Raw genomic sequence first — 16,768 nt, 5'->3', positions numbered from 1 at the left:
CTCAGGCGGCATCCGTTTTTGTGCGCCCTGCATCGCCCGCGGGTTTCCCTGCCTCGGCCACCACGCAGTTGCGACCCGCCATCTTGGCCATGTAGAGGCACTCGTCTGCCCGGTTGAGCAGATCCTCCACCCCCTCGCCACGCTGGGCCAGGGTCAGACCGATGCTCACCGTCACCTCCAGCAGCTCGTCGGAGGTGGGGCTTTTCACCAACCGCGCCTCCACCGCGACCCGCAGCCGCTCCGCCACCCGCTTGGCCTGTACCAGATCCGTGCAACCGGGCAACAGGATGGCAAACTCCTCCCCGCCGTAACGCCCGAGCACCATGCCGGGCTCCAGCTGCTCCGACAGGGTGGCCGCCACCTCCTTGAGCACCGCATCCCCCGCCAGATGGCCGAAGGTGTCGTTGATGCGCTTGAAGCGGTCCAGATCCAGCAGCAGCACCGCGAAGGGGGCCTGTTTACGGATCATGGCGGCCCTCGCCTTCTCGAGCTGCTTCATCAGCAGGCGGCGGTTCATCATGCCGGTCAGCTCGTCCGTGGTGGATTCCCGATAGAGTTGCAGCAGCATGTTGAGCTGGCCGCACTGCACCCAGGCGCTGGCGATGGCAAAGAGCCCCAGCAGCCAGACCTGGTTGAGGGTCTGCACGCTCCAGAGAGGCTGGCCCACCAGCAGCCAGTTGCCCGCCAGCATGGTGGCCAGAATGCCCCCCGCCAGTTGCAGGCTGAGGGAGAGGGGAATGGGGAAGATGGCGAACAGGCTGATGAGCAGATAGGGGAAGGCCATGTAGCCCGCCTGCATCTCCTGATCCGCGCCGAAGCTGTGCAGGCAGATGAGGGAGAAGAGCATCATCACCGCCATCAGGTAGCCCAGCGCCAGCTTCATGCGCTCGCGCTTGAAGTGGATGAGATAGGAGAGGGGGATGAGGGGCGAGAGGGCCAGCAGGCAGAAGATCCTGACCTGGAACAGTGCCTCGAACTGGATGGCTGGCAGGGTCAGCCAGTCCACCAGGGCCCAGCTCGGGAGCCCCGCCATCAGCAGACAGGTGAGCAGCCGCAGCCGCACCGTCATGAAGCCCATCCGGGTCAGGGTAAAATCTTCGGAGTGGGCGCGGGCACTCCAGAACTCCGACAGCTTCAGCATCCAGAGTCTCCATCTTCGAACCGAGGGCTCATTCTACACCGTCCCCATCCTGATGCATCAGCCTCCCTCCCCTTTGTGAGGGATCGGTCTCACACAAACCGGCGGATCTTAATCGCCACAGGAAAACGTTTCAACCCATCGAGAAATAAACGAGTTTGCGCTCAATTAGCGCTGGAAAGCGCGATGCCAATCACTAAAATAGCGCCCAATTTTCTCCCATCCCCCCACACATTCGAGGTATTTATGGAACAGGCTGCCGCCCCAAGCGCCATCCGAGAGGCCCATCCCCCCAGGCGAGCCCACAGCGAACTGGTCTACGGCATCGAGGATGTCCCACCCCTGCCCCAGACCCTGTTCGCCGCCCTGCAGCATATGCTCGCCATGTTTGTCGCCATCATCACCCCGCCCCTCATCATCGCCAATGCCCTCGGCCTCCCCGCCGACGACACCCGCTACATCGTCTCCATGTCCCTGGTCATGTCCGGCATCGCCTCCTTCATCCAGACCCGCCGTTTCGGCCCCCTCGGTTCCGGCCTGCTCTCGGTACAGGGCACCAGCTTCAACTTCCTCGGTCCCATCATCGCCTCCGGCCTCGCCCTCAAGCAGGCGGCCATGCCCACCGACGATCTGCTGGGCACCCTGTTCGGCACCATGCTGGCAGCGGCCCTCACCATCGTCGTCATGAGCCGCTTCCTGCACCTGGTCAAACGGATCATCACCCCGCTGGTGACCGGCATCGTGGTATTGCTCATCGGCCTGACCCTCATCAAGGTAGGGCTCATCAGCATGGGGGGCGGCTATGGCGCGCTGGCGGACGGCAGCTTCGCCAGCCACACCAACCTCTTTCTCTCCCTGCTGGTGCTCGGCCTCATCGTGCTGATGCAGCGCAGTCGCAACCCCTGGCTGCGCCTCTCCGCCATCATGATCGCCATGCTGGCGGGCTATGCAGTGGCGCTGCTGCTGGGCAAGGTGGCAGCCCCCACCTTCGACGGCCCCCTGCTGATGGTCCCTGTTCCGCTCCACTACGGACTCGGCTTTGACTGGCAGCTGTTCGTGCCGCTCGCCATCATCTTCGTGGTGACGGCGCTGGAGGCCATCGGCGACATGACCGCCACCTCCGACATCTCCGGCGAGCCGCTGGAAGGGCCGGTCTACATGGCGCGGATCAAGGGGGGCGTGCTGGCCGACGGCGCCAACTCCATGCTGGCGGCGGTCTTCTCCACCTTCCCCATGTCCACCTTCGCCCAGAACAACGGCGTCATCCAGCTGACCGGGGTGGCCAGCCGCCATGTCGGCCTCTTCATCGCCGCCATGCTGGCCCTGCTCGGCCTGTTCCCGGCGGTGGCGAGCCTGGTGCAACAAATACCTGAACCCGTGCTCGGCGGCGCCACCATCGTCATGTTCGGCACCATCGCCGCCGCCGGGGTGCGCATCATCTCCCGCGAGGAGCTGGACCGCCGCGCCCTGATGATCCTGGCGGTGTCGCTCGCCATGGGTCTCGGAGTGGCCCAGGTGCCCGAGGTGCTGCAACACCTGCCGGAGCTGGCCAGGAGCGTGCTCTCCTACGGCGTCGCCACCGGCGGCCTCACCGCCATCCTGCTCAATCTGCTGCTGCCCAGGCGCGCCGCCGCACAGGCCTGACACTCCGCCATCCTTGCACCAAAGCCCCGCCATGCGGGGCTTTACCTTGTTTGCCCCCGCGCGTACTGTGCTTGGCAGCCTCTGCCAAAGGATGCCTTTCATGCCTTATACCCTGCAGCCCCCGCCGCTCGCCCACCAGACACCCGACCAGATCCTGGCCGAGGAGCAGCGCTGGCTGCGGGAGTGCGCCGGTGACGGCGAGCCCAGGGCCCTCCTCTGGCAGGGCCCCCAATGCCTCATCGTCACCCGCAAGGACACCCGTTTGCCCCGCTACCAGGCCGCCTGCGAACAGCTTGCCGCCGAGGGCTGGCCGGTGTTCGTGCGCGACAGCGGCGGCACCGCCGTGCCCCACGGCGCCGGCATCCTCAACCTCTCCCTTATGCTGCCCCGCACCACCACGGATCTGGCCCATTACTACCGGCTGCTGGGGGCGCCCCTGCTCGCCCTGCTGGAGGAGTACGGTCTTGCGGGCAGCTACGACTTCGTGCCCGGCTCGTTTTGCGACGGCCAGTACAACCTGGTGATCGGGGGGCGCAAGGTGACCGGCACCGCCCAGCGCTGGCTGGCGCCGGGCCGGGATCACGACGGCGCCGTGCTGGCCCAGGCCATGCTGCTGGTGGCGGGGGATGTGGACGAGGGCACCCGGATGGCGAGCCGCTTCTACGAACTGGCCGGGGGCGAGCTGCGCTTTGCTCCGGGCACCTCCACCACCCTGGCCCACGCCATTGGCTGGCAGGGGGATGAGGCGGCCCTGGTGAGCCGGGTGAGCAGGGCGCTGGCGCAGCGGCTCACCGGAGATATTCCCTCCCCCTGACCCCCTGGGGGCAACAAGCGTCGATATTCATTGCGTAAAATGCAAAAAAGCCACGATGAGCGTCGTGGCTTTTGCGTATTTCGCACAGATATTGTCAGAGGAGCCGGGATCAAGCCCCGGGTTTTGCCATCCCAGCCCGGATCCCGGTTGACGCCATGGACAGGGGCCCGCTGACAGGACTTCCCGCAGGCCCGCTTCTCATCAGGCCGTCTGCGGCTCGGGCTCGGCTTCCGTATCCCGGTCCCGACTGAAGTAGGCGCGGGTCTCGGCAATCACCACGTGGCGCAGGCCGATGAGGCCGATGAGGTTGGGCACCGCCATCAGGCCGTTGACGATGTCGGCCAAGAGCCAGATCAGGTCCAGATGGAGGAAGGCACCGCTCGCCACCAGCACCAGATAGATGAGGCGGTAGGGTTTGATCGCCTTCACCCCGAACAGGTACTCGGTGCAGCGCTCGCCGTAGTAGTTCCAGCCAAGGATGGTGGTAAAGGCGAAGAACAGGAGGCCGATGCTCACCAGATACTGGCCCACATGGGCATCCAGCCCCTGGGCAAAAGCCAGACTGGTCATGGCCGCACCGCTCGCATCGCCGCTCCACACCCCGGTCACCACCAGCGTCAGGCCGGTCATGGTGCAGATGATGAGGGTGTCGATGAAGGTGCCGGTCATGGATACCAGCCCCTGCTCCACGCAGGAATCGGTCTTGGCCGCCGCCGCCGCGATGGGGGCCGAGCCCAGACCCGACTCGTTGGAGAAGACCCCGCGCGCCACCCCGGACTGGATCGCCAGCATGATGCCGGCGCCGACGAAACCGCCGGTGGCCGCATGGCCGGTGAAGGCGCTCCCGATCACCAGCATGACCGCATCGGGCAGGGCGCCTGCATTGTTCACCAGCACCCCGGCACAGGCGACGATGTAGAAGATGGCCATGAAGGGCACCACCTTGCTCGACACGCTGGAGATGGACTGGATACCCCCCAGGGTCACCAGCGCCACGATCAGGGTCAGCACCACGGCGGTCACTTCACGGGGTACCGAGAAGGAGAGGCTCATGGCATCACTGATGGCGTTGACCTGGGGGAAGGTACCGATGCCGAAGAAGGCGACGCCGATGCCGAACAGGGCAAACAGCTTGGCGAGCGGCTTGGAGCCGAGCCCCTTCTCCAGATAGTACATGGGGCCACCCGCCATCTGGCCGTTGGCGTCCTGCTGGCGATATTTCACCGCCAGCAGGCACTCGGCGTACTTGGTGGCCATGCCGAACAGGGCGGCCATCCACATCCAGAACAGGGCGCCGGGGCCGCCCAGCTTGATGGCGGTGGCGACCCCGACGATGTTGCCGGTGCCGATGGTGGCGGAGAGGGCGGTGCACAGGGCACCAAAGCTGGAAACATCCCCCTGCTTGCCCTGCCCCTGATCGCGGCCAAAGACCAGCTTGAGGGCCAGCGGCAAACGCACGATCTGAAGCAGACCCAATCGCCAGGTGAGATAGATACCGGTCCCGACCAGCAGGATCAGCAGGGGGGGACCCCAGATAAAGCTATCGATGGCGGCGAGCGCCGATTGAATTGATGACATGCATCCTCCTTAAAAAACAACGATTAAGGAGGAGAAGGATGATCTTCCCATAGGTGTCGCGATCAACCAGAGGCGATCGGATGCGGGCCAAGCCCAGGTACAACCATCCCATCCCCTCTGTCCTTTTGCCTGAGAGTTTCCGGCGCCAGATTGCGATGCAATCACGGTGCCTTGCTCCTTCGGCGCCCGATTCAACGGGTCTCTCCAGAGTATCGTCCAGTAGCAGTCCACACCGGTTGCCCGGTACCTGAAAGATTCACTTCTTCGGTGGATGGTTGCCCATCGCTCTCCTGCTACCTTCATCCGAACTAGTTTGGATCAGGAAGCGGGCATGGTAATCCAAAAAATGTGAGCTGTCTCGCACTCCCTGGCCCCGGCGCCCCCTTTTTTACCTGGCTGCAACCCCCGGGCCTGATGTTATTAGTTCGTTAACTATCAACAGCTTATCAAGCTCCCTTCGGAGGTGCTCCCCATCACGGCCCTGATCGCTCCCCGTATCAAGAGCCTGTTTCGTCTCGACCAGAAAAACTTGCCGACATATCCAATCAAAATGCTTGCACACAAACTCAATAAGCCGATAATCCCGCGCATAACTAAGCACTTTGCAAGGGAGTTATGCAATGTGCCTGGTGGGTCCCTCCGGACCGCTCGCCTGAGCCGGCCGTCGCCGGTTCAATCGCATATGGCTTGGGCATATCACGCCCCCTAAGGACTATCAAAAGAGAATGAACGAGACCCTGGTCGCACAAGATTACCGTCAGTTGGTTGAACAATTCGGCTCCCCCCTGCTGCTGCTCGACAAGGCAGCCGTCCGCAAACAGTATCGGGCCTTGGCGGCCGCCCTGCCCGATGTGCGCTTGCATTATGCACTCAAGCCCCTGCCCCACGAGGCGGTGGTCTCTGTCTTGAAGGAAGAGGGGGCCTGTTTCGATCTGGCCACCAATGGCGAAGTGGATCTGGTGCGCAGCCAAGGGGTTCGCCCGGGACGCTGCATCCATACCCATCCCATCAAGCGTGACAGCGACATCCGTTATGCCCTGGAATTCGGCTGCACCGTGTTTGTCTATGACAACCCGCTGGAGCTGGAAAAGTTCCTGCCCTACAAGGATGAAGTGAAACTGCTGCTGCGGGTCAGCTTCCCCAACCCCGAGACCAAGGTCGATCTTTCCAAGAAGTTCGGCTGTACCCCGGAGCAGGCACTGCCGTTGCTGCAACTGGCCCAGGCCAAGGGGATCAAGGTGATGGGGCTGTCGTTCCACGTCGGCTCCCAGGTGCCCCACGCCCGTCGCCACGTGCAGGCCATCGACGCCTGCCGCGAGATCATGGAGCAGGCCTGGGAGCTCGGGCTCAAGCCCTGGGTGCTGGATATCGGCGGCGGCTTTCCGGTGGACTATGACGGCGGCGAGTTCGACATCGACGGTTTCTGCGCACCGATCCGCGAGGCCCTGGCCAAGCTGCCCGCCACGGTGCAGAAGATTGCCGAGCCGGGCCGTTTCATCAGCGCGCCGGCCATGACCTCGGTCTCCAGCGTGATGGGCAAGGCCCACCGCGGCGACAAGATCTGGTACTACCTGGATGACGGTCTCTACGGCAGCTACAACGGCCAGCTCTACGACCACGTCACCTACCCGGTGAGCACGCCCTATGCCCACGGCGAACTGCACAATGCGGTGCTCTCCGGCCCCACCTGCGACAGCGTGGACGTCATCCGCGACAGCATCATGCTGCCGGATCTCGAGATCGGCGAGCTGGTGGTGGGTCGGGTGATGGGGGCCTACACCTGGGCCTCCGCGTCCACCTTCAACTTCTTCCCCAAGGCGAGCATCCTGATCCTGGACAGCACCCAGAAGCAGAAGCTGGTTGCCGTGGCCTGAGACCAGGCCCCGCGCACAAAAAAGAGGGGACGCCGCGGCGTCCCCTCTTTCATTTCATCACCAGACTAGATGAACTGGCTCGTCAGCAGCCAGCCAGTGTAGGCGACGAAGCAGGCGAGCAGCACGCCCCCCTCCAGCCGGTTGATGCGCCCCTGCCCCTTGCGGCCCAGACACATCACCAGCAGCAACAGGGTCAGCCCCATCATGATGCTCCAGTCGCGGGAAAGCACTTCGGGCGCCACCTCGAGCGGGTGGATGCCAGCGGCGATGCCCACCACGGCCAGGGTGTTGAACAGGTTGGAACCCAGCACGTTGCCAAGGGCCAGATCGTGCTCGTTCTTGCGGATGGCGATAAGGGACGATGCCAGCTCCGGCAGGGAGGTCCCCACCGCGACTATGGTCAGGCCAATCACCAGATCGCTGATGCCAAAGCCCTGGGCGATGGTCACCGCCCCCCACACCAGCAGACGGGAAGCCCCGATCAGCAGCACCAGGCCGACGATGAGCCAGAGGATGGCGCTCTTGAGAGACATACCCTCGGAGACGATGTCCTCCTCGGTATCCGTATCCAGCGCATCCCCCTTGCCGTTCATGCCGGCCCAGATGGACCAGCCCATCAGCACTGCGAACACGGCCCCCAGAATGGCGGCGTCCATACGGCCCAGATGGCCGTCGATGAGCAGGGCGCCGGAGAGCAGGGTGATGCCGAGCAGGATGGGGATCTCCTTGCGCACCACCTGGGAGGCGACGGCGATGGGGCTGATCAGGGCGGTCAGACCCAGGATCAGGGCAATATTGGTGATGTTGGAGCCATAGGCATTGCCGAGCGCGAGCCCGGGATTGCCCTGGGAGGCCGCCAGCGCGGAGACCACCATCTCGGGGGCCGAGGTACCAAAACCGATGATCACCATGCCGATCAGCAGCGGCGGCATACCGGCGTAACGGGCGGTGGCGGCGGCGCCGTCCACGAACTTGTCGGCACTCCAGACCAGCAACGCCAGTCCGGCAATCAGGGCAACAAAAGCCAGGGTCATATTGTTCTATCTCATCCACGGCAAACACGAGAGCCAGGCAAGTTGCCTGGCTCCATCCAAACGCGGCCTCAGTGTAACGGGGCCGCTTGCTATTTCAAGGTGTAATCAAACACCGATTAATCTTTCACAGCGCCGCCAGCAGGCTCTGGGCATCCGATACCTCGAACTTGCCTGGCACCTCCACGAAGAGCCGCTCCACCACACCATCGTTGGCGATGAGGGCAAAACGCTGGGCCCGCACGCCGCCGAAGGCGCCGGTCTCCTTGGCCAGACCCAGTGCCCGGGTCCAGCTGCCGTCACCGTCCGCCAGCATGGTGATGTCAGCGGCGTTCTGGGCCTCCTGCCACGCCTTCATCACGAAGGCATCGTTGACCGACAGACAGCACAGTTCCACCCCCTTGGCCCTGAACTGATCGGCCAGCACCACGTAGCCCGGCAGGTGAGCGTTGGAGCAGGTGGGGGTGAAGGCGCCGGGCACCGCAAAGAGCACCACCCGCTTGCCGGCAAACAGGGCCTGGGTATCCTTCACCTGCTTGCCCTCGGCGGTGATAAAGGTAAATTCCCCTGCGGGCAGGGATTGACCGACCGTGATCATGATGACGCATCCTTCTGTGGTTCAAAGAGGCCCAGTCTACCCCATTCCACCAGAAGGCGAAGGGGTCCATCGAGCAGCAACAACGCGATTGGGGAGCGAACGCCTGTCGCCCCTATTTCTGGCCTGATGGCAGGCGCCTTGCCTGCCAGGTGGCGATGGCGAGCAGGGAGTCGGGCGTGAACTCGTCCGCCCGATCGGCTATCTCGCCCAGGCTCATCCAGTGCACCTCGCTCACCTCTTCGGCCTGCAGTTGCAGCGGCCCCTGATAGTGACAGCTGAACAGGCCGCCCCAGACCCGGTAGCGGCTGCCGCTCGCCTCCCCTTCGGCATAGAATGTGCCGTAATCCTGCAGGGGCACGTCGCGGATCCCCAGCTCCTCGGCCAGCTCCCGCCGGGCGGAAAGGGCCATGGCCTCCCCCGTGGTCACCACGCCACCGGCGCAGGCATCCAGCATGCCGGGGCAAAAATCCTTGCTCGGGGTGCGCCGCTGCACCAGGATGCGCTCACCCTCATCCAGCACCAGGATGTAGCTGGCACGATGGCGCAGGTTTTCCTGACGCACCCTGGCGCGCTCGGCCACCCCGATCACCCTGTCCTGCTCGTCTACTATGTCCACCCACTCCACGTGCGGCACCTTTGTCATGTCTGCAATGGCCGCAGTATATCGGGCCCCGGACCCGGACTCTCACTACTTTTTCAACGCCGGAGCTGCACGCCAGTCGATCACAAGACAGATTCATACAAATCTTTATCAAGTGTCACATCAGTGTCACGGTCCGTCGGCATAGTGTGCCCTGTCCAAACAACAGGGTCTCTTGCCATGAAGGTGTTCAAGCAGTGGTCTCCCCGTCGAATTGCTCGCTATATCAAGAGCTTCCATCATGGAAGTTTCATGGTTGAAGCACTGGGGCGGTTTGAGTTTCAAGGGGGGATCATCGATGTGAAGCCGTTGAGCTGTCATCAGGCGCTGAGCCTGGCCCGGCAGATCAACCTGGCCGTGCGCGATCTGCGCACCACCACCCTGTTGCCGGGCTGACATACTCCTTTCTGTCTGTCGTCGACTTCCATGTACACATTTGCCCGCCGCTCATTCGAGCGTGCGGGCTGTTTTTCTGAAGGTTGTGCCCTGCCTCAGTGCTGCAGGATCTGGGAGAGGAAGAGCTTGGTCCGATCGGACTGGGGGTTGTCAAAGAACTGATCCGGCACGTTCTCTTCGATGATTTGCCCCCGGTCCATGAAGATCACCCTGTCCGCCACCTGCTTGGCAAACCCCATCTCGTGGGTGACGCAGAGCATGGTCATCCCCTCGTGGGCCAGCTCCACCATCACATCCAGCACTTCCCGCACCATCTCGGGATCCAGCGCAGACGTCGGCTCGTCAAACAGCATGACCTGGGGATTCATGCAGAGACTGCGGGCGATGGCGACCCGCTGCTGCTGGCCACCGGAGAGCTGCCCCGGATACTTGAGCGCCTGTTCGGGGATCCGCACCCGGCGCAGGAAGTTCATGGCGATCTCCTCGGCCTCCTTGCGCGGCAACTGCTTGACCCAGATGGGCGCCAGGCAGCAGTTCTCCAGCACGGTCAGGTGGGGGAAGAGGTTGAAGTGCTGGAACACCATGCCCACCTCCCGGCGCACCGTCTCGATGTTCTTGAGATCCGAGGTCAGGGCCGTGCCCTTTACCAGGATGTCTCCGCTCTGGTGCTCTTCCAGCCGGTTGATGCAGCGGATCATGGTGGACTTGCCCGACCCCGATGGTCCGCAGATGACGATCTTCTCCCCTCTGCCCACCTGCAGGTTGATGTTGCGCAGCACGTGAAACTCACCGTACCACTTGTTGACCTCTTTCAGTTCGACAACTGCGTCCGTTTTCATATCAGAACGACTCCTAATGCTTGTGGCCCGTGTTGAGTTTGCGCTCCAGATAGATGGAGTAGCGGGACATGCCAAAACAGAACATCCAGAAGATCATGGCGATAAAGACATAAGCTTCGGTGGAATACCCCAGCCAGGCCGGATCCGCCAGTGCCACCTTGGAGATGGCCAGCAGATCGAACAGCCCGATGATCAGCACCAGGCTGGTGTCCTTGAACAGGGAAATAAAGGTGTTCACCAGGGAAGGAATGGTGATCTTGAGGGCCTGGGGCATGATGATGAGGCCCATCACCTTCCAGTAGGAGAGCCCGAGGGCATCCCCCGCCTCATATTGCCCCTTGGGGATCGCCTGCAGCCCCCCTCTCACCACCTCGGCCACATAGGCCGCCTGGAACAGGATGATGCCGATGAGCGCCCGCAGCAGCTTGTCGAGCTCCACCTCGGTACTCATGAACAGTGGCAGCATGACGGACGCCATGAAGAGCACAGTAATGAGCGGCACCGCCCGCCAGAACTCGATGTAGACGGTACAGAGGCTGGAGATGACCGGCATGTGGGAGCGGCGCCCCAGTGCCAGCAGGATGCCGAACGGCAGTGCTACCACTATGCCCACCACCGCCAGCACCAGGGTGAGCATCAGCCCGCCCCAGCGGTTCGTTTCCACCACCTCCAGTCCCGCTCCCCCATGGATGAGGAAGAAGGCGATGACAGGGAACACCAGTAGGGTGAAGAGCGCCAGCCACCCCTTGCGCGGGGTCTTTGGCCAGATGAGCAAGGCCAGCAGCGCCGCCAGACCGGCGAAGGTCAGGTTGATGCGCCAGTACTGATCAGCCGGGTAGAAGCCATAGAGATACTGCCCCAGCCGGCTCTCGATGAAGATCCAGCAGGCACCGCCCTGGACGCAAGCCTCGCGGCTGCTCCCCTGCCAGGTGGCCGAGAACAGCGCCCAGTCCAGTGCAGACCAGATGAGTGGCAGCAACAGATAGGCCAGCACCAGGGTCAGCAGGCCGTTCCACCAGTTGGGGAAAAGGTTCTGCCTGATCCAGGCGAGCGGCCCCCGACGGTGGTTGGGAGGCGGCAGCGCCTCCTGCAATTCATTCACGAACATGACAGCTCCCTAGCGCTCAACCAGCGTCATTCTGCGGTTGTAGATGTTCATCAGCACCGAGGTGGTGATACTGATGACGAGATAGACCCCCATGGTCATGGCGATGACCTCGATGGCCTGCCCTGTCTGGTTGAGGGTGGTGCCCATGAAGACCGACACCAGGTCCGGGTAGCCGATGGCCGTAGCCAGCGAGGAGTTCTTGGTGAGGTTCAGATATTGGCTGGTCAAGGGAGGGATGATGACCCGCATGGCCTGGGGAATGATCACCAGCCGCAGCGTCTTGGTGGGCGAGAGCCCGAGGGCGGAAGCCGCCTCAGTCTGACCCTTGCTGATGGCCAGGATGCCGGATCGCACTATCTCGGCGATGAAGGCCGCCGTATAGATGGTGAGCGCCAGCAAGAGGGCCGCGAGCTCCGGCAGCACCGTCAGCCCGCCCCGGAAGTTGAACCCTTGCAGCGCAGGCACGCTCCAGCTAAGCGGGCTGCCCGCCAGCAGGAAGGTGATACCCGGGAGCAGCATGACCAGGGCGGCCACACAGCGCCAGAACGGGAAGATCCTGCCGGTCAGGGCCTGACGGCGGCGAGCCCAGCGGCCCAGCCCCCAGCTCAGCAGCACCGCCAGCACCAGTGCCCAAAGCACGTAGCCGAATCCCTCTTCGAACAGGGGCTTGGGCAGATAGAAGCCACGCACGTTGAGGAAGGCGAGCCCACCTATATCCACGCTCTGACGCGGGGAAGGCAGGGTACGCAGCACCGAGAAGTACCAGAAGAAGATCTGCAGCAGCAGCGGGATGTTGCGAAACGTCTCTATGTAGACGGCCGCTATCTTGGCCACCAGCCAGTTGCGCGACAGGCGCGCGACCCCGAGTGCGAACCCGAGCAGGGTGGCAAACAGGATGCCGAGCACGGAGACCAGCAGGGTGTTGAGCAGGCCCACCACGAAGGTGCGACCGAAGGTATAGGTCTCGTCGTAGGGGATGAGGCTCTGCAAGATGCCGAAACCGGCCGTATTGCCCAGAAAATCAAAGCCTGTGGTGATGCCACGGGTGGCCAGATTGGTCAGGGCATTGTTGACGATGTAGAACAGAAACCCGATAACCGCCGCGATGGCCAGGCACTGGAAGAACAGCGCCCGCACCTTGGCGTCATACCACCAGCGGCCCTGTTCTTTCCTATGGTTTGATGCGTGTAACGCCATGAGGATGACTCCGACAAAGCCAGGGAAAACATGGGGGGCCAGGCCCCCCGGTGACTGTCGACTCAGCGGATGGGTGGCGCGTACATCAGACCGCCCTTGTTCCAGAGGGCATTGATGCCGCGATCAATCTTGAGGGGGGAGCCGGCACCGACGTTGCGATCGAAGGATTCACCGTAGTTGCCGACCTGTTTGACGATGTTGTAGGCCCATTTGTCATCCAGCCCCAGCACAGTCCCTTTGGGCTCTTCCAGCCCCAGCAGACGACGGATGTCAGGGTTGGTGGACTTGAGCATCTCGTCCACGTTGGCAGAGGTGACCCCGGCCTCCTCGGCATTGAGCATGGCGTTGAGGCTCCAGCGCACCACCTTGAACCACTGATCGTCACCCTGACGCACGGCTGGGCCCAGCGGCTCCTTGGAGATGACCTCCGGCAGCACCACGGCTTCCTCTGGCTTGGTGAGCTTGATCTTGAGGGCATAGAGCTGGGACTGATCCGAGGTCAGCACGTCACAGCGGCCGGCTTCGAAGCCCTTGACGGTCTGATCCGAGGTATCGAACACCACTGGGGTGTACTTCATGCCGCCATTGGCGCGGAAATAGTCGGCCAGGTTGAGCTCGGTAGTGGTACCGGACTGGATACAGACGGCGGCACCGTCAAGCTCCTTGGCGCTCTTGACCCCGAGGGACTGCTTGACCAGGAACCCCTGCCCGTCGTAGTAGTTCACCCCGGCGAACGTGAGGCCCAGCGACCCATCCCGGGTCAGGGTCCAGGTGGTATTGCGCGAGAGCAGATCCACCTCCCCGGACTGCAGGGCGGTAAAGCGCTCCTTGGCGGTGAGGGAGACATACTTGACCTTGCCGGCATCCCCCAGCACGGCGGCGGCCACGGCGCGGCACACGTCCACGTCGAGCCCGGTCCAGGTTCCCTTGGCATCCGGGTTGGAGAACCCGGGCAGGCCGTCACCGACCCCGCACTGCACGAATCCCTTCTTCTTGACGGCATCCAGCGTACCGTCCGCCCACGCATTGGCTGCCATCAGCGACAGCGCCATCACCATACCTGCCTTGTGTATCTGCTTCATGTCACTCTTCCCTGTGGTTTGATTCGAACAGGCATCAAAATCTAGCGAGATGCCATCGTTTCCCTGCTTTTTGGCAGCTTATCCAGCCGCAGAAAAACCTGTCAATCGGTGCAATCCGGCCCAACCATGGTGCAACAGAACAAAATATCTGAACGGGGGAATATGCACTCTCAGAATCAAAAGTAGACCCTTATTTGCCAAATAGCCTGCTGCTTAAAACCCTTCTTGGCATGAGGATTATTTTTCGAAAATAAATCGGCTGCACCGCATTGGGGCAGCCATTTCTGCTGACAACTGACTCATCAGATTCGGTTTTATGCCAAAAGCACCAGAGTGAGGCAGCATGACCCCATATGGAAAAATGGCGATAACAGGCAGGGAAAAGCAACAGAAAAAGAGGTAAAAGGCGGGGAAATGGCGACCTTATCTCCCGCAGGCTGGGCTTCAGAAAACCAGGAGGTCATCCTCCCCGTGGACCATCCGCAATGTCGGTGATGACGCCGTTTTCGACGGTGACAAACTGCATGAATTCCCGCTTGCCGAAGTTGTAGGTCCAGCGCTCGGCATACTTGACCGTCACTCTCGCCCCGAAGCCGTTCTCCTCGAAGCGGGTGAGATCTTCCTTGAGCATCGGCTGGCCGCAGCGAACCAGCAGCTCTGCCGTGGTGTCTCCCTCGGTCAGCAAGGCGTTCTTGCAACGCAGGGTGCCTGCCTGCACAGGCAAGGCGGCCACCAGCAACAACCACAGAACAGGTTTCATTTTGCACTCCATTTGAACAGCATGGTTCCCAGCGAGATGCACACCAGGGCGAACACCATGACCTGACCCAGAGGGCCTGCCACCTCCTGCCATCCCGCCCCTTCCAGCATCACGGCGCGGGCTGCTTCGATGATCTGGCTGAGGGGCAGCCTGGCCGCAAGCTGCTGCAGCCAGGCGGGCGCGCCTTCCAGCGAGAACCAGACACCGGATAAAAACATCATGGGCAAGCTGATGAGATTGAGCAAACCGCTCGCCAGCTCCTCGTTCTGCAGGCGAGCGGCGATGAGCAGGCCAAGGGAGGCCATGGCCGTTCCTCCCGCCAGGGCGATCACCAGCAGCAGCCACCCCGACCCGATGAGGGGCACATCCAGCAGCCAGTAGGCCGCGCAGAAGACCAGCAGGCTCACCACCAGGGTGATCAGCACCCGTGACAGCAACTGGGCGAAGAGAAACTCCAGCGCGCCGAGCGGCGTGGCTCGCAGCCGTTTCAGCACCCCGTTCTTGCGATAACGCACGATGACGAACCCGACCCCGAACAGGCCGGAGAACATCAGGTTCATGCCGATCACCCCGGGCAGCAGCCAGTCGCCGTAGCGGATGGCGCGCCCGCTCAGGGTCTCTCTTTGCAAGGGCGCCTGCACCGCCTGGCGCAGCAGATACTCGGCCATGGCCCCCTGAGGGGCGTCCGGGTTTATCCAGTAACGCCCCCCGGCGGGTGAGAACAGCAGGTCCAGCTGATGGTGACGCACCTTGAGCTGGCCTCTCGACGCGTCGTCATAGGGGATGATCTTGAGCAGCGGCACGGCGCGCAGCGGGGCATAGGTTGCGGGCAGTTCCCCCACCACCCCGATCTGCACCAGCGGTTTGGGCGGGCCGGAGAAGATGAGAGAGAAGCCGATGACCAGCAGGAGCGGGAAAAGCAGGTTCCACACCAGGGCCGCGCGATCGCGTACGAACTCGAGGGTGCGGGCATAGAAGAGCGCCCCGATGCGCTTGAGGGATCCCTTCATCGTCCACTCCCGGGATTGCATGTCGGCAAGGCGTACCGCAACACGGGGGCCACGGTCAGACAGAACTCGGTCATCCCTCTCATGCGCCGCTCCGCAGGCTGTGGCCGGTCAGGTTCAGGAAGAGATCCTCCAGATTGGGGGAGCGCACCTGCATGCCGGTGAGCGGCACACCAAGATCCAGCAAGGCTGGCAACAGGGTCGCCACGTCAGGGCAACAGAGCTCCACCTGATCGCCGACCGGACGCAGGGGATAGCCGAGCCCAGCCAGGGCCGGGTGCCCCCCAAGGCGCACCAGCACGCCGTCGAAGTGTTGCGCCAGCAAGGCAGCCGGCGTATCCAGACTGAGCAGGTGGCCGTGATCGACGATGGCAATCAGATCGCACAGCTGCTGCGCTTCGTCCATGTAGTGGGTAGTGAGCACCACCGTCTTGCCCTGGGCCTTGATCGCCTCTATTCGCTGCCAGAAGTGGTGGCGCGCCTGGGGATCCAGTCCTGTAGTGGGCTCATCCAGAAACAGCAGTTCGGGATCCCCGAGCAGGGCCAGAGCCAGCAGCAGGCGCTGACGCTGGCCCCCCGAGAGCTTGCGACTGTCCCTGTCGATGAACTCGCCCAAGGCGCACAGATCGATGAGCAGCTCCCGTGGCAAGGGATTGGGGTAGAGGCTGGCGAACAGGCGCAGGGTATCGCGCACCGTCAGGAAATCCTGTAGCGCCGTGTGCTGGAACTGGATGCCGATGCGGGAGCGATAATCCGGGCCGCGCGGGGCGCCGTGAAACAGGATCTGGCCGCTGTCCGGGGTGAGGATCCCCTCCAGCAGCTCGATGGTCGTGGTCTTGCCCGCCCCGTTAGGGCCGAGCAGACCGAAGCAGCTGCCGGCGGGAATGGCAAAGCTGAGCCCGTCCACCGCCCTGACACCGGGGAAGTGCTTGACGAGATCGACGACCTCGATGATGGCTGCCATGGCGTGTCTCCCTCACATGGCCGGAATGGACGACGCTCTCACTATATCCAAATCCCCGCCGAAGGCACATGGCCCGTTGGGCGGCCCAAAAACAAACG

Annotated in this window: 16 protein-coding genes and 1 riboswitch; of the genes, 4 read left to right on the top strand and 12 right to left on the bottom strand. The window is 62.9% G+C overall.

Features of this window, described 5'->3' with window-relative positions:
* Position 1 precedes the first annotated feature (1 nt).
* Positions 2 to 1,141 carry a diguanylate cyclase gene (locus I6L48_RS09685; protein WP_113069860.1) on the bottom strand — a complete coding sequence of 380 codons (1,140 nt, stop codon included), beginning with the start codon at positions 1,139 to 1,141 and terminating at the stop codon, positions 2 to 4.
* A gap of 243 nt (positions 1,142 to 1,384) precedes the next feature.
* On the opposite strand from I6L48_RS09685, the gene I6L48_RS09680 reads away from it, so the two are divergent.
* Together I6L48_RS09680 and I6L48_RS09675 are read left to right on the top strand one after the other, a co-directional pair.
* Positions 1,385 to 2,782: a nucleobase:cation symporter-2 family protein gene (locus I6L48_RS09680; protein ID WP_041213345.1), complete on the top strand. Its 1,398-nt coding sequence runs from the start codon at positions 1,385 to 1,387 to the stop codon at positions 2,780 to 2,782.
* A 100-nt stretch (positions 2,783 to 2,882) separates the two neighbouring features.
* Positions 2,883 to 3,596: a protein ligase gene (locus I6L48_RS09675; RefSeq protein ID WP_113069859.1), complete on the top strand. Its 714-nt coding sequence runs from the start codon at positions 2,883 to 2,885 to the stop codon at positions 3,594 to 3,596.
* Between the two features lie 201 nt (positions 3,597 to 3,797).
* On the opposite strand, the gene I6L48_RS09670 is transcribed toward I6L48_RS09675, so the two are convergent.
* Complete coding sequence (locus I6L48_RS09670; RefSeq protein ID WP_216988004.1) at positions 3,798 to 5,174, bottom strand: sodium:alanine symporter family protein; 1,377 nt, start codon at positions 5,172 to 5,174, stop codon at positions 3,798 to 3,800.
* Between the two features lie 107 nt (positions 5,175 to 5,281).
* Positions 5,282 to 5,392, bottom strand: a riboswitch (glycine riboswitch).
* 507 nt (positions 5,393 to 5,899) lie between these two features.
* Between I6L48_RS09670 and I6L48_RS09665 the strand changes: the two genes are divergently transcribed.
* The gene (locus I6L48_RS09665) at positions 5,900 to 7,048 is read left to right on the top strand and encodes a type III PLP-dependent enzyme (RefSeq protein ID WP_113069857.1); all 1,149 of its coding nucleotides are present in this window, start codon (positions 5,900 to 5,902) and stop codon (positions 7,046 to 7,048) included.
* Positions 7,049 to 7,113: 65 nt separating this feature from the next.
* Here I6L48_RS09665 and I6L48_RS09660 read toward each other — a convergent pair whose 3' ends face one another.
* From I6L48_RS09660 to yfcD, 3 genes are all read right to left on the bottom strand, one after another.
* Positions 7,114 to 8,082: a calcium/sodium antiporter gene (locus I6L48_RS09660; RefSeq protein ID WP_113069856.1), complete on the bottom strand. Its 969-nt coding sequence runs from the start codon at positions 8,080 to 8,082 to the stop codon at positions 7,114 to 7,116.
* 124 nt (positions 8,083 to 8,206) lie between these two features.
* A complete protein-coding gene (locus I6L48_RS09655; RefSeq protein ID WP_113069855.1) occupies positions 8,207 to 8,677 on the bottom strand; it encodes a peroxiredoxin in 471 nt (156 codons plus the stop codon).
* A 112-nt stretch (positions 8,678 to 8,789) separates the two neighbouring features.
* Positions 8,790 to 9,320: an NUDIX hydrolase YfcD gene (gene yfcD / locus I6L48_RS09650; protein ID WP_102948786.1), complete on the bottom strand. Its 531-nt coding sequence runs from the start codon at positions 9,318 to 9,320 to the stop codon at positions 8,790 to 8,792.
* A gap of 177 nt (positions 9,321 to 9,497) precedes the next feature.
* Between yfcD and I6L48_RS09645 the strand changes: the two genes are divergently transcribed.
* Positions 9,498 to 9,713, top strand: coding sequence for a DUF1107 family protein (locus I6L48_RS09645; protein ID WP_010673486.1), 216 nt, complete (start codon positions 9,498 to 9,500; stop codon positions 9,711 to 9,713).
* Positions 9,714 to 9,808: 95 nt separating this feature from the next.
* Here the strand turns inward: I6L48_RS09645 and I6L48_RS09640 are convergent, their stop codons facing one another.
* From I6L48_RS09640 to I6L48_RS09610, 7 genes are all read right to left on the bottom strand, one after another.
* Entirely contained in the window at positions 9,809 to 10,552 is a 744-nt protein-coding gene (locus I6L48_RS09640; protein WP_010673485.1) for an amino acid ABC transporter ATP-binding protein, read from the bottom strand.
* Positions 10,553 to 10,565: 13 nt separating this feature from the next.
* Positions 10,566 to 11,660: an amino acid ABC transporter permease gene (locus tag I6L48_RS09635; protein ID WP_010673484.1), complete on the bottom strand. Its 1,095-nt coding sequence runs from the start codon at positions 11,658 to 11,660 to the stop codon at positions 10,566 to 10,568.
* 9 nt (positions 11,661 to 11,669) lie between these two features.
* Complete coding sequence (locus I6L48_RS09630; RefSeq protein ID WP_225159791.1) at positions 11,670 to 12,857, bottom strand: amino acid ABC transporter permease; 1,188 nt, start codon at positions 12,855 to 12,857, stop codon at positions 11,670 to 11,672.
* A 62-nt stretch (positions 12,858 to 12,919) separates the two neighbouring features.
* Positions 12,920 to 13,939: an amino acid ABC transporter substrate-binding protein gene (locus I6L48_RS09625; protein WP_042015020.1), complete on the bottom strand. Its 1,020-nt coding sequence runs from the start codon at positions 13,937 to 13,939 to the stop codon at positions 12,920 to 12,922.
* 460 nt (positions 13,940 to 14,399) lie between these two features.
* Positions 14,400 to 14,711, bottom strand: coding sequence for a DUF2845 domain-containing protein (locus I6L48_RS09620; RefSeq protein ID WP_029313965.1), 312 nt, complete (start codon positions 14,709 to 14,711; stop codon positions 14,400 to 14,402).
* The gene (locus I6L48_RS09615) at positions 14,696 to 15,709 is read right to left on the bottom strand and encodes an ABC transporter permease (RefSeq protein WP_113069854.1); all 1,014 of its coding nucleotides are present in this window, start codon (positions 15,707 to 15,709) and stop codon (positions 14,696 to 14,698) included. Before I6L48_RS09615 ends, I6L48_RS09620 begins: the two co-directional genes overlap by 16 nt.
* A gap of 79 nt (positions 15,710 to 15,788) precedes the next feature.
* Complete coding sequence (locus I6L48_RS09610; protein ID WP_113069853.1) at positions 15,789 to 16,670, bottom strand: ABC transporter ATP-binding protein; 882 nt, start codon at positions 16,668 to 16,670, stop codon at positions 15,789 to 15,791.
* Between the last annotated feature and the right edge of the window lie 98 nt (positions 16,671 to 16,768).

Origin of the sequence: Aeromonas sp. FDAARGOS 1418 (assembly GCF_019048585.1) — a bacterium.
Taxonomy (GTDB): Bacteria; Pseudomonadota; Gammaproteobacteria; order Enterobacterales; family Aeromonadaceae; genus Aeromonas; species Aeromonas caviae.
The sequence above is the reverse complement of the archived record's forward strand: the minus strand, read 5'-3'. Positions and strand labels throughout refer to the sequence as shown.

What these genes read in the sequence shown, in the direction of transcription:
- I6L48_RS09660 (WP_113069856.1), bottom strand. Translation starts at nt 8,082, where the DNA reads ATGACCCTGGCTTTTGTTGCCCTGATTGCCGGACTGGCGTTGCTGGTC.
- I6L48_RS09615 (WP_113069854.1), bottom strand. Translation starts at nt 15,709, where the DNA reads ATGAAGGGATCCCTCAAGCGCATCGGGGCGCTCTTCTATGCCCGCACC.
- I6L48_RS09645 (WP_010673486.1), top strand. Translation starts at nt 9,498, where the DNA reads ATGAAGGTGTTCAAGCAGTGGTCTCCCCGTCGAATTGCTCGCTATATC.
- I6L48_RS09675 (WP_113069859.1), top strand. Translation starts at nt 2,883, where the DNA reads ATGCCTTATACCCTGCAGCCCCCGCCGCTCGCCCACCAGACACCCGAC.
- I6L48_RS09630 (WP_225159791.1), bottom strand. Translation starts at nt 12,857, where the DNA reads ATGGCGTTACACGCATCAAACCATAGGAAAGAACAGGGCCGCTGGTGG.
- I6L48_RS09685 (WP_113069860.1), bottom strand. Translation starts at nt 1,141, where the DNA reads ATGCTGAAGCTGTCGGAGTTCTGGAGTGCCCGCGCCCACTCCGAAGAT.
- I6L48_RS09620 (WP_029313965.1), bottom strand. Translation starts at nt 14,711, where the DNA reads ATGGAGTGCAAAATGAAACCTGTTCTGTGGTTGTTGCTGGTGGCCGCC.
- I6L48_RS09625 (WP_042015020.1), bottom strand. Translation starts at nt 13,939, where the DNA reads ATGAAGCAGATACACAAGGCAGGTATGGTGATGGCGCTGTCGCTGATG.
- I6L48_RS09640 (WP_010673485.1), bottom strand. Translation starts at nt 10,552, where the DNA reads ATGAAAACGGACGCAGTTGTCGAACTGAAAGAGGTCAACAAGTGGTAC.
- yfcD (WP_102948786.1), bottom strand. Translation starts at nt 9,320, where the DNA reads ATGACAAAGGTGCCGCACGTGGAGTGGGTGGACATAGTAGACGAGCAG.
- I6L48_RS09655 (WP_113069855.1), bottom strand. Translation starts at nt 8,677, where the DNA reads ATGATCACGGTCGGTCAATCCCTGCCCGCAGGGGAATTTACCTTTATC.
- I6L48_RS09680 (WP_041213345.1), top strand. Translation starts at nt 1,385, where the DNA reads ATGGAACAGGCTGCCGCCCCAAGCGCCATCCGAGAGGCCCATCCCCCC.
- I6L48_RS09635 (WP_010673484.1), bottom strand. Translation starts at nt 11,660, where the DNA reads ATGTTCGTGAATGAATTGCAGGAGGCGCTGCCGCCTCCCAACCACCGT.
- I6L48_RS09670 (WP_216988004.1), bottom strand. Translation starts at nt 5,174, where the DNA reads ATGTCATCAATTCAATCGGCGCTCGCCGCCATCGATAGCTTTATCTGG.
- I6L48_RS09665 (WP_113069857.1), top strand. Translation starts at nt 5,900, where the DNA reads ATGAACGAGACCCTGGTCGCACAAGATTACCGTCAGTTGGTTGAACAA.
- I6L48_RS09610 (WP_113069853.1), bottom strand. Translation starts at nt 16,670, where the DNA reads ATGGCAGCCATCATCGAGGTCGTCGATCTCGTCAAGCACTTCCCCGGT.